The following is a 12,655-nucleotide window of genomic DNA, read 5'->3' as shown; positions in this document are numbered from 1 at the left end:
TAGATGTTGTTTATTGCGAATTTTCTTTACTCGATTAATTACCGTTGTTATTTTTAATAAAACCCAGGAGCAATAATATTAAGCCAGCTGGCTTAATGCATTTCATTTAAAAAGGAGCTTAAAATGACAACTCAGCCTTATACTCAGGCGCACAATTTCTTTAGCGCCGTATCCGGCGGCGTCGATCCCCGTACCGGGCTTTTTATGTTTAACTTTCCCGTTAATAATTTTCACGGTAATAATACACTCGGGCCTGTATTTCCGCTGGCATTAAGCTATTGCCCACTGGACAGCGATAACGATTATCAGCTGGGTATTGGCATGACTCTCGGGGTGAGTTGCTATAATAGCAATAGTCGTAGCCTGATCCTCAGCTCCGGCGAGCGCTTTAAAATAGTTGAAGATGATGATGAAGAAAGCCAGCCAATTATTCGCCAACAAAAAATCGACAGTGTTCATTTCAACAAAAAAGATGATGGATATACCATCACTCACAAATCAGGTCTCATCGAAGTATTAGAGCAAAAACGCAGTGGCATTTATCTGCCGGTAACAATTCATAGCCCGATGGGTTATTACGTTGAGCTGAATTGGGAAATTAGTCCATGGCATAACAGACTGCTGGATATCAGCGACAGTAGAGGAAAAACAGTCTGCATTTTTACCTATGCGGCTGAAAACGTCGAAATAACGTTATGGCCTGATACCGCCGAAGAACAAATTATTGAACTGGCGCTAAAAAATGATTATCTGACCACCATTCGCAATACCAGTGTCACTCCGGTGCTGCAATGGGATCTGGCATGGGACAATGACACCCAGATCCATGAAAAAAATGTGCTGAACCAGGTCATCAGCCCAACCAAATTGATCCAACAAGTTGAATATACCAATGGCCTGATGAAATATTCCATTGACGATGTCAGCGGTTCTTATCCGGCCGTCACTACCTATCTCCAGTCCACGGCAGACAGTTCTCATATGGAACAGATTGTCCAGACGTTCAGTTACTCAACGGAAACTAATTATCTCGGCTACGGGGAGTCCTATTCTTCTTTTGCTGAAGACGATGATAACCTTTACGGCATTCTTAACCCTTACGACTACTCTTCGGTACAGACTCTGAAGGGTGACGGCAAGACGATTGCCGATCGGGTTATCGAGCGTCACTATAATAATTATCATCTGCTGGTTTCAGAAAAACACACCCAGGCTGGCAGCAGCAATGTGGTATTGAGCGAAACAGAATATTACGCCGTCATCGGCGAAGACTTTGACGATCAACCCAATACCTTTCAATTGCCTAAACAGCAATCTTCCAGCTGGACCAATGCTGCAGGCACCTCGCGGACAGAGACTACCCGCTTTACTTATGACGCCTTCGGCAATATCACCAATAAAGTGGCCTCCGATGGCACAGAGACCCGCTATACATGGTTTCCTGCCACCGGCGTGGAAAACCTCTGTCCGGCAGAACCCAACGGATTTACCCGCTTTATGCGTCAGCAGCAGGTAACGCCGCCAGCCGATAAATATCACGACACTCCGGTATTGAAAACCGATTACCAGTATCTTCGGCTGGACAGCTGGAACAACACCGCTCCGGGCTATGCGGTACTCCAGTCACAGGTAACGCACAGTGCTGATAACCTCGTATTGTCAGTCGAGAAATTTACTTATGCCACCGCTGCGGCTCTTGAAACTGGCCGCATGAAAAGTCAGGTTGTTGACGTTCACGGCAGCGACGGCAAAGTCTATACGCACAGCAAAGCCTTCACTTTTAGCGCTGACTATACCGCCGGCACCCTTGCTCAGCAGGTCCAGATTGACACCCATGATAAATTATCCCTCATCCATAAGCGCGTTCAGTCAGTCCACTCGGGGCAGCTGCTGTCAACAACCGATGCGGCGGGTAATACTGTCAAACTGGAATACGATCCGGCGGGCCGACTGATTAGCCAGATACATCATCCGGATTTACCGGCCTACACCGCCAGGGAGAGCTGGCAATATCTGCTTAACCCCTGCGCTGAGGGATTACCTCAGGTGGTGCACACCGATACTCTTGGTAATCAAAAACGCACGACCAGCGACCCGCTTGGCCGTAAGCTGATCGATGAACTGTTTGACCGCGACAACAGCCTGGGCTGGACGCCATTCCAGCAGCATAACTACGATATTCAGGGGCGCTGTTTTCAGTCTCTGTATGCCGATACCCTGCCCTCTCATGATGATGAAGAGGATGACGCGGCAATGATTACTCAGACAATAACCCGTAGCTGGGATGACTGGGGTCAGCTGGCAGCAGAAGCGAGTAAAGACGAAAACATAGCCGGCCATCATGTAACCGACCCGGTGCTGCTCACTGCCACTCACTGGACAACTGGCGACAATAAGGCGCAAAGCACGAAGCAGGTGACTTATCACGACGCCACGTCAAAACTGCCGATCAGGGCTGATTTGCTGACGCTTGAAGAACAGGTTTACAGCTCTACCTACCAGGACTGGGATGCAGGCCGCCGTTTGCGCCAGCATACTGACGAAAACGGGCGTGTAACGCGTTATGACTATGATATTTATGGTCGGGTCATCAAAACTACCCTGCCTGACGGATCAATGATTGAAAAGCAGTATGTGCCATTTTCATCTTCAGCGCTGCCAGTGCTGATTAGCATCACTGCTCCGGGAGACAAAGAGGCCACCACGCTCGGCACCCAAAAATTTGACGGGCTCGGCCGCCTGCTTGAGACCCAAAACGGCGGCAGAAAATATCGTTATGTCTACGTCAACGACTGGCAGCAACATCCTTCCAGCGTCACCGCACCGGATGGTGCCGTACAAAACTTCACCAGCGATCCGGCACTGGGCGAGGCGCCAACACGAATTTTTGCTAACCACAATACCTGCAGCGGTAGCGTGACGCAGACATTCAGCTACAACACCAATACTGGCCAGCTTAACAGCAGCAGCGAAGGTAGCAACACCGAAAGCCAATGGTCATACTTTCCGTCTGGCCGGGTCGAAGAGAAAACCATTGATATCTTAGGTGGCGGTGATAAATCCAGTAGTTTTAAGTATTCACTGCTGGGTTCGCTGCAAAGTTCTGAAGACATCGGCGGCGAACAGCAGCTGCGCCATTACAGCCCGCAGGGTTATCTCTCCAGTATCACTACGGACCAACTGACTATTGTTCTGCAATATGATGATTTGAAGCGCTTGTCTTCATGGACCGCCACCGATTTGATCTCCAACGACACGGTAACCACAAGCGTGACGCGTGACGAACAGGGGCGCGAATCCCAGCGCTCAATGAAGTACAGCAGTGGCGAGGTGCGCACTATTAAACAGTTCTGGGGTGTAAATCATCAGCTCAGCGCTCGCCAGCATGAACTGGGCATCCACACCGAACTGGCAGAATATTTTACCTACGACAATCGTAACCGCCTGGTGGTTTTCCGCTGCGAAGGCACTCGTCTGCCACAGCTGGAGAGTGGCGAAACCTTTACGCAACAGACCTTCAGCTTTGATGCATTGAGTAATATTGTCAGCTGCGTCACTAAGCTAACCAGCGGCGATCTGCACACTACCACCTACCTGTTTGAGAATCCGGATGATCCCTGCCAGTTAACCGGGTTGCAAACTACCGTCGGTAGCGCTGATCCGACGGTTATCAAACTGAAATACGACGCCTGTGGCCGCATGACGCAGGACCAGGCTAAGCGTATTCTCAGTTATGATGCGCTTGGCCGATTACAGGGCATTGAGGGAGCCAGTGATTACAGCTACGACGCGCACAATACCCTCGTCAGCCAGAAGATCACCGCGTCGGGTGAAAATCATCGTCTTTACTATCAGGCCAGCCAGCTGGTCAACGAATGGATCACGGCTGGCGATGGACAACAGGACGCGGCCAAAGACAAAAATATTTCGCTGCGCTATGCCGCGGGTGGCAACGTAGCGGAAGTACATCATGATAAAGGTGATACAGAAGTTAACATGATCACTACCGATGCCAAACAAAGCGTGGTGACGGTAAACGATGATCGGGTAATTACCTATTCCGCCTATGGCGTCAGTGATAACGGTAATCAACTGGAAGACGATGCCGACAAAGTCACTTCAATAGCAGAATTCCACTTTGAATACCGCGATGATTCCGCGCGCTCTGCGGTAATTTACAGCAATGGCTGGAATCAGGCACCGGTTCAGGTACGATTACTGTTATGGGACAAAGATAACAAACCCGTTAAACTGAGTCAGCAGCAACTGTTGCAGGATAATCGCCTGAAGTTTTTCCTGCATGACGGTACGCAGCTGGCAATGAAGCCGATTTCTGATGGTAATAGCGGGCTGACTTACTGGAATGTCGCCGGAGATTACGACAAAGTCGTCGAATATAAAGGCTCGGTGCAATTTACCAAACCGATTACGCGCTCAATAGCGACCTTTAACACAGTAGAATTAGAGGTAGATGCCTGGTCACCAACGGCTAAGCCAATTAAAAAACTGGTGGTCAGTTATGTTATCGATGGTAAAGAAACATTAATCGCCAGCGAGTCTTACAACGCTGCGAGAGTGAACTGGAAAGCAAACTGGTGTTTGCCTGCTGGTGAAGTCACGCTGAAGGCCACGACCACCGACAGTGAAGATCAGTCAATTGTCACCACCCACCCGTTAACCATTCCTGCTCCTAAGGATAAATCGTGGGTAATTATCAATACTCCATCAAACAATGCTGAGTTTACCGCCGCTGAAAAGGTCGCGGTCAACGTCTCATTCCAGGCTAAAGAAGGCAAAAAGTTAACCGGCGTCGCATTATCCTTCGACGGTGATACCATTGAAAATATCAACGTTGATCAGAGTTTTATTAATAAAAACTATACCATCACCATGCCAGACTACACGGCACAATTAACGGCGGCTCTGTGGAGTAATGAAAATGGTGAGGAACAACGTCACAATATTTATCTTTCTGCCCTACAGGAATCCCGCCAGGTTAACAGTTCATCCGGGCAGGATGACAATGAATCGACAGCCGTAATCTATTTTGCTACCGCTGAGACAGGTAATATGTACCAGATTTATGCTCAGCTGGATTTACCGCATGTATCGGAAACCTCTAAGGATCATGAAGAATTAACGATTGAAACCTTGCAAGCTATTAACTACTCCAATACCAGCAACTGGGAAATGACCACCATTCCTGCTGCAGATAAACAGTATTTTGATGGCTACCCTAATCGTAAACAGTGTTATATCTTCTACCAGGAGTTCAGATTTATTTATACCTCGACACCTCAGGCGCTGGTTTCTGTCAAAAATACCGGCACTACCTATAGCGGTGGTTCTATGGGTGAATGGTCAAACTTCCCTCTTTTTAAACCGGTTAGTGCTTTACTCGGCCAAAAAGGGGCCGACTATAATATTAACTTCTGGACAGTTGTACCGAAGCCATATAGCGATCCTTGGCAGATGGGGTTAGCTTTCGATACCCGCTGGAATTTACATGAATATGTTTATCAGGGGGTAACATTTGAGTATGAAATGGATGCGACTTATAACTTTACTGATAAAACCATACCGCCATATCAGTATTTCTCGATCTATCGCATGCAGATATGCAGCCCTGAGTTGGGTTCGGATTTTGATCAGATGGACTGGAACAATATCAATAACAACTCTGTTGTTGAAGTGATCGATGTTTATGGCAACCATGGCACAATCACCATAAAGTATAAAGCTGACTCATTTATCCCGCTCTTTCCGTAATTAAATCACTTCCCCCCTCTGACAGAACAGAGGGGAGGAAGTCAGCAATGATAATCATCACGCCTGCAACTTAAGGAAATTAATATGAAAACATCAAATAAAAAGAATAAGAATATTTTTTTTCGCGATATACCTGAATGCATTCAGGATAACGCAGATAAAGTTAAATATATTTCTGAATTCCATTTAGAATATCGCGATGATTCTGCTCGTTCGGCAGTAATTTACAGTAATGGCAAAAATCAGGTAGCAGCGCGCGTTCGCTTGTTATTACTTGATGAACAAAAAAATCCGGTAAAAATCAGTCAAAGCGAGCTTCTGAAAGATGGGCGTCTAAAGTTTTATCATCTTGATGGAACCCGGATTGAAATGAAACCACTCTCGGATCAAAATAAAGGCCTCACTTACTGGCATCAGGCAGGAAATAACGATAAGGCAGTAACCTATAAATCGACGGTGAAATTTATTAAACCAACAACTCATGCCTTAGACGAGTATAAAGTCGTTGATATAGAGGTGTCGGCCGCAGCGCGATCCGGAACATCAATCAAAAGATTAATTATCAGCTATAAGAAATGGCAAGGTGAATGGAAAATTCATGATATGCCTTATGACACAAAATCGTTAAAAGTGTCTAAACGCTGGTTGTTTATTGCAGAGGATTTCTTACTTCAGGCTAAAGTTATTGACGACCAGAATAAGGAGTTTGTGACTACGCACGATCTTGCTATCCCAAAACCGAAAGACTACCCATGGGTAAATATCAACTATCCTGGCGAGACTGATACCTTTTCCCCCGGTGAAAAAATAAAAACCAATATTGTTTATCAGGCACATGATGATAAAACCTTAACCCGAGTATCAGTTAACGGCGAGGGAAATAATCTTAGCGGTAACACCTATGCGATATCAGAGCAAATTTTAACCATGGACGACAGCGAGAGATTTTTGATGATCGCGACCGGAATCGCCTCTGATAGCAAAATTGCCAGCCAGCGAATGTGGGTTTACCCAAAAGAAAATCAACATAGCCTCGAGGAAATTTCACTATCTGAGACCTCCTCACTGAAAGAGGATACCGATAATGAATCGGTTGCGGTACTGTATTTTTCCACCGCAGAAAGCACCTCAACCTGGGAGTTTTATGCCGTACTTGAACTGGCTAATGTATCTGATACAACTAAAGATAAGGAGGACCTAAAAATCGAAACCATCGAAAGCATTAATTTCTGAGATAAACGTAAAATTATTACTTAATAATATAAGAGTGACTCTTTCGACCCGGTATCCCCACCTGAAAAATGAGTTCTTTCCCAGGTTAAATCCGAGGAAAAGCAACAAATGCATATTTAAATGGAGAGAGATATGACTAAGGTGCATATAACTACTAACATTGAATACGACATGAACAGCAGGACGTTTATTTGTCGCCATCATGATGATCTTACACTCACTCATACTCAAAGCCGTTGTTTTGAAGCGTTGCTGCAAACAGAGTCGTGGCAACCGATGCATAAGGATGAATTAATCTCTCTGCTATGGGGCAAGTGCAACCGGCATTTTAATTACGAACCTGCATTGATTCAGAAGATATATCTGTTACGAAAAGCCCTCTCCTCTATTGGCCTTAATGATATTATTATCACTATTCCGCGCTTTGGATATCAGATAAATGAAAAACATGCCAGAGAGATACGATTCAGTAAAACAGAAACGCCGCGCAAGGGTTTTATCTATGAGATGTTTGATAAAATCAGCATTCTGTTAAGAGCATAGCCCTGAATGTGACCATTACTTAAGGAGTTGTTATGCTGCCAACAACACCCTGGTATTTGACTTTAAATATTCTCAGCGATGAACATGTCCATCAGCTGTTCAATGCTTTGATTGCAGCCAGTCTGTCGATATTGTTTAACATTTATAAGGATTGCTCATGGAAACGAAGAATTTCCGAGGGAATCATCTGCGCCATGCTGGCGTGGTTTGTGGTGGACCTGTTAATGCTGCTTAATATTTCACGCGACTGGGAAACCCTCAGCAGTGTATTTATCGGCCTGTTAGGAGCCGAAGATATTCGTAAAGGGTTTAAATCTTTTTTCCGCAACTACTGGGATAAAAAGAGTTAGCAAAATTAAAACATCCCGTTAGTGCTGTTTGCGACTAACGGGATAAAAAAAATGAATAAAAATAGCCAGTGAAAAATTACACCATCAAGATCAGAATAACGACAGATATCATTTAAAAGGAGTTAAAATGACATTATCTAAAAAAACGAACACTAACGGTTTTTTTCGAGAGATAGCCGAGTGCCTTCAGGATGACGCGGATAAAATTAAATATATTGCTGAATTCCACCTGGAATATCGTGACAGCACCGATCGCTCAGCGGTCATTTACAGTAATGGCTGGAACCAGCTACCGGTAAAAGTGCGCCTGTTATTATTGGATGCGGATCAAAAACCCGTAAAACTGTCTCAGGGGCAGTTGCTGAAAGATAACAGGCTGAAATTTTTTCTTAACGATGGCACTCCCGTAGCAATGAAGCCGCTGTCAGATAAAAATAGCGAATTAACTTACTGGAATATCGCCGACGATTACGCCACTGCGGTTGAGTACAAACAGGTAGTCAAGCCACCGGCCGTAAATTTTATCAAACCCGACACGCCAGATTCATTGTCAGAATATGATTTTGTCTTTATCAAGGTAGCCGCGCAGACCGGTTCTGATATTAATATAAAAAAATTGACGGTAAGTTATATTTATCGAAATAAAGAAACCGTTATCGAAGCCACAGACTATGCCAGCAACACCGTCACATGGTCAAAATACCATACCCTGCCAGCCGGGAACATTGTCTTAAAAGCCAGCGTGACGGATCAACTGGATAATACCGCCGTAGCCACTCACAACATAGTGGTCCCTTTTCCAGAGCAGGAATCCAGCATCATCTTCAACCGGCCAAATAATTTACCTAACCCCAGTTCAGCCCACGCGCGCCCAGGCGATATTGTTCCGGTAAGCGTAGCCTTTCAGACTATCGAAGATGACGATATCAATTTTATTGAATTATTTGTCGACGATAAGAAAGTCGTTAGCCAGGGTGTCGATGGGACTTTCTTTGAAAAACAGCATCAATTCACCATGGCGGATAGCGCATACACGACGGTCAAGGCTAAACTGGGCAATCAAAAACAATTCAGCTGTTTCATTTATAATCGTGATGAGAGCCAAAATCTCAATCTCCCCTCTGATTTATCACCGGCTGCGCATCACGCAGAAGATGATAATGAATCGTTCGCTATAGTCTATTTCTCTACTGCGGAAAACAGTATGGACTATGAGATCTATGCTCAGCTGGATTTACCCGAAGTATCAGATAAAACCAAAGATCATGAACAGCTGGAAATTGAGACACTGCAGAGCATCAACTATTCCGACACCACTAACTGGAATGTGATTGCCATGCCAACATCAACTAAGCAGTATTTTGAAACTCAACGTCCGTGGACCGGAGAAGATGACACTTATTTTTGCGATCAAGAGTTTCGCTTTGAGTTTACTCCATCGCATCCTGCTTTCTTATCAATTAATAACATCGGTGTTTTGGCACCAAGATTACCGCTTTCAGATAAAACCGTGTTCAATTACAACAATGATGTCAGTGCCTTACTGCCCTGGCAAACGTTAGACGGCGCGTTTAATATTAACACCTGGTCAGTAATGAATAACGGGGAATATTATGGCTTTATGCCGGGATATGACTCTCCGACCAGCTGGGAAACGAAAGATCTGGATGTTGAACTGGTCTCTTATTTTGAAGTGGCGGGGTCCTACTTTGTGACCGATCCTGCAATACCTCCTTTTACTTGGATCTCCGTGCATCGCTCTCAGCTGACTTACTATAAAACCTATGCCGCAACCGAAAGTTACCGCTGGGGAGCGCACAATAATGACTCCGTGATTGAAGTCAGAGATCTCTATGGTAATTACGGTAAAATTACCGTGCGATATAAACCAGATAACTGGGAACCGATCTTTCCGGTAACGGAATAAACTCAGCCGAGCGTGCTTTGCTCAGGCAGCCTCACTCTTCTCTGAAGGTAAAAATATCCCGTTAGCCGCAAAACAACGACTAACGGGATGAGGGATTATTTATTAAGCTGGAACAGCGACATTCCGGACATATCGCTAAAGGTCTTATACGAGGCCTGCAGCGCAGTTTGTTGCATCATGTATGTGGAAATAGTGCTGTTGTAATCCACATCCACCAGGTCGCTCATCTGGGTGCTGTAAATCAGACTGCGGTCATCACCCAGTGAATCAAGATTATCCAGTTCACTGAGTTGCGTGCCCAGCTCCGAGCGAACCGTCAGTACATTGTTCAGCGAGTTCCGCAGGCCGCGGTTAGTTTTATCAATTGCTGCGCTAAAGTCGGCCTTTGTCGCTTCATCTGCCCCTTCCTGTGGCGTACGCAAAGCGGTAATGGCGCTATCAAGCATGTTGAACAGGCTGGTCTCGCTGCTGCTGCCGTCAGGTTCTTTCACCGAGTTACCGGTTATCGCCATAAAAACGCTATTCCCGGTATGACTTACCGTCATGGTGCGGCTGGCATCGACTTTTTGCGTGATGGCATCATTGCCGCCGGCATAGCTGACGCTACCGTTGCTGTCGTCAAAGGGTGGCGTATCGCTTTTATAGCCAGCAAAAATATAGCGGCCATTACCATCGGTGGTATTGGCCATATTCAGCAACTGCGCACGAATACCTTCCAGCTGAGTAGCCAGTGAGCCGCGATCATCGTCGCTAAGCGTGCCGGTGCCAGCATTAACCACCAGCTGCTGGGCATCCTGAATGCTACTGGTAACGCTGGAAAGTGTATTCTCTTCCAGCGAGATATTCTGCGTAGCAAAGGTGCGCGCCAGTGAATACTGGCTGTTTTGCGCCTGAGACTGCGCCAGCACTACCGCACGCGACGCAGCAATCGGATCGTCCGAGGGGTTAATCACGCGTTTGCCCGTAGAGAGCTGTTCGCCCGCCTTCATCCAGGATGACTGGGCATCCGAAATGCCCTTCATTTGCTGGCTGTACATCATGCTGGTACTGAGTCGCACGGTCGTTAATCCTTATTCAATTCAATCAACCACGAATGCCAATCAGCGCGTTAAAAATCGCTGAGGCGGTTTGCAGAACCTGCGCATTCGCCATGTAATACTGTTGAAACTGCTGCAGCGCGCCATATTCTTCATCGAGGTTGACGCCTGAAACCGACTGCTGACGATTACTCAACTGCGTCACCAGATTATCCTGGGTAGTACTGGTGGTTTTCAGCGCGCTGGTGTTGTTACCCACTTCACTCACCAGACTGGCATACGCCTGGCTCAGGGTGCTGTTACCGTTCACCACTTTTTTGGTCTGTAAATCCAGCAGCTTCTGGGCATTACGGTTATCACTGGCACCGCCCGCTTCTGCGGCGGCGGCAATTTTGGCCTCATCGGTAATGACCACATCCATATTCACCACCGCATTGGCGACCGGCTTCACGGTAAAACTGTCTTTCGCGCCAGGCGTACCACTGATATTGACCTGCAGTCCATCAAAACTGAGCGTTGGCTGACCACTGTCCGGGTCCGTACCTGCGGTCGCCTTGACGCTGGTGTTATCTGACAGGCGCGTAACGTTCCAGTTTGATCCGTCGTAACTGACATTGTAATCAGTGGCCTGCACCGCACTGCTGTCCTTCAGCTGCGCGCTGAGCGTGGTCGCCGAGCTATTTTTGCTGTTACTGATGACCGTCGGACCACCGAAGCTGAAGAAGTCTTTACCCGCATCGCCATTGCTGTCGACGCCGGCTTTGTGCTGACTGTTAAAGCTGTCAGCAAATGTCATTGCCAGCTGGCCCAGACGATTGCGCGCCGCATCCAGATTCTCACTGCGGAAACTCAACAGGCCGCCCAGTGAACCACTGGCGATCAATTTTTCCGGGATCTCGACATTACCCGCCTTTGCATCAACGTAGCCGACCGTGGTGCGGGAGGGATCGCTGCTGGATGCCATTGCCACCAACTGACTGGCGTTAGCGCCGTTGACCAGCGAAGTACCGTTCGCTAATGACAGGTTATAGCTGCCATCCTGCTGCGATACCGTCACACCCACCAGCTTATTCAGCTCGTTAACCAGCTGATCGCGCTGATCGAGCATACCGTTGGGTTCAGCACCGGCACCTGCGCCGGTCAGCTTACTGATTTGCTGATTAAGGTTGGCAATCTGTCTGGCATAGCCATTAATCTGGTCAACGCTGGCTGAGATCGAGGTATTGACGCTGCTGTCCATACTGCGCAGGTACTGATCGGTCACCTGAAACTGATTCACCAGCCCATCGGCCTTACCCAACAGCGTCTGACGCGCAGAAGGATCGTCTGCGTTACTGACCACATTCTGCAGATTGGTGAAAAAGTCTTGCAGGGTACTGGACAGATTACTGGACGATGTCGACAGCATATTATCTATATTCGATATTTGCTGATACTGAGTACTGGTGGCACTACTTTGTGCGCTGGCACCGCGCAACTGCGCGGTAATAAACGCATCATACTCGCGATTGACGCCGGTCACCGTTACGCCGTTGCCGTAATAACTGCCGCCATTAAGAGTGCTTTGTGCCTGTGCCAGAATCGCTGTCTGACGCGAATAACCGGCAACGTTGTAGTTACTGATATTATTACCGGTAGTGCTTAACGCCGCCTGCGCAGCGCTCAAACCGCTCATGGCGGAGTTAATTAAACTGGACATGTCGGTTCCTTATTATCCCGCGCAATCTTCGGGCCGGCATTGAATAAAACGATTGCCGGAGTGCGTATTTCACAGCACCCGGCCTGTCAGGGTTATC

At 47.0% G+C, this 12,655-nt stretch carries 7 protein-coding genes; 5 read left to right on the top strand and 2 right to left on the bottom strand.

Annotated features, from left to right (window positions below):
• Window positions 1-123: 123 nt before the first annotated feature.
• From RIN69_RS09390 to RIN69_RS09370, 5 genes are all read left to right on the top strand, one after another.
• Window positions 124-5,769: a hypothetical protein gene (locus RIN69_RS09390; protein WP_313857020.1), complete on the top strand. Its 5,646-nt coding sequence runs from the start codon at window positions 124-126 to the stop codon at window positions 5,767-5,769.
• Between the two features lie 84 nt (window positions 5,770-5,853).
• On the top strand, window positions 5,854-7,002 hold the full coding sequence (locus tag RIN69_RS09385; RefSeq protein WP_313857019.1) for a hypothetical protein: 1,149 nt from the start codon (window positions 5,854-5,856) through the stop codon (window positions 7,000-7,002).
• 132 nt (window positions 7,003-7,134) lie between these two features.
• Window positions 7,135-7,545, top strand: coding sequence for a winged helix-turn-helix domain-containing protein (locus RIN69_RS09380; RefSeq protein WP_313857017.1), 411 nt, complete (start codon window positions 7,135-7,137; stop codon window positions 7,543-7,545).
• Window positions 7,546-7,577: 32 nt separating this feature from the next.
• Window positions 7,578-7,895: a phage holin, lambda family gene (locus tag RIN69_RS09375; RefSeq protein WP_313857016.1), complete on the top strand. Its 318-nt coding sequence runs from the start codon at window positions 7,578-7,580 to the stop codon at window positions 7,893-7,895.
• Between the two features lie 127 nt (window positions 7,896-8,022).
• Window positions 8,023-9,822 carry a hypothetical protein gene (locus RIN69_RS09370; protein WP_313857015.1) on the top strand — a complete coding sequence of 600 codons (1,800 nt, stop codon included), beginning with the start codon at window positions 8,023-8,025 and terminating at the stop codon, window positions 9,820-9,822.
• A gap of 95 nt (window positions 9,823-9,917) precedes the next feature.
• Here the strand turns inward: RIN69_RS09370 and flgL are convergent, their stop codons facing one another.
• Entirely contained in the window at window positions 9,918-10,880 is a 963-nt protein-coding gene (gene flgL, locus RIN69_RS09365; protein WP_313857014.1) for a flagellar hook-associated protein FlgL, read from the bottom strand.
• A gap of 25 nt (window positions 10,881-10,905) precedes the next feature.
• Entirely contained in the window at window positions 10,906-12,558 is a 1,653-nt protein-coding gene (flgK, locus tag RIN69_RS09360; RefSeq protein ID WP_313857013.1) for a flagellar hook-associated protein FlgK, read from the bottom strand.
• Between the last annotated feature and the right edge of the window lie 97 nt (window positions 12,559-12,655).

It is taken from the genome of Winslowiella toletana (genome assembly GCF_032164335.1).
Lineage (GTDB): Bacteria > Pseudomonadota > Gammaproteobacteria > Enterobacterales > Enterobacteriaceae > Erwinia > Erwinia toletana_A.
The sequence above is the reverse complement of the archived record's forward strand: the minus strand, read 5'-3'. Positions and strand labels throughout refer to the sequence as shown.

Bases quoted from the DNA above. Each gene is read 5' to 3' on its own strand.
- RIN69_RS09390 (WP_313857020.1), top strand. From the start codon at position 124: ATGACAACTCAGCCTTATACTCAGGCGCACAATTTCTTTAGCGCCGTA.
- RIN69_RS09385 (WP_313857019.1), top strand. From the start codon at position 5,854: ATGAAAACATCAAATAAAAAGAATAAGAATATTTTTTTTCGCGATATA.
- RIN69_RS09380 (WP_313857017.1), top strand. From the start codon at position 7,135: ATGACTAAGGTGCATATAACTACTAACATTGAATACGACATGAACAGC.
- RIN69_RS09375 (WP_313857016.1), top strand. From the start codon at position 7,578: ATGCTGCCAACAACACCCTGGTATTTGACTTTAAATATTCTCAGCGAT.
- RIN69_RS09370 (WP_313857015.1), top strand. From the start codon at position 8,023: ATGACATTATCTAAAAAAACGAACACTAACGGTTTTTTTCGAGAGATA.
- flgK (WP_313857013.1), bottom strand. From the start codon at position 12,558: ATGTCCAGTTTAATTAACTCCGCCATGAGCGGTTTGAGCGCTGCGCAG.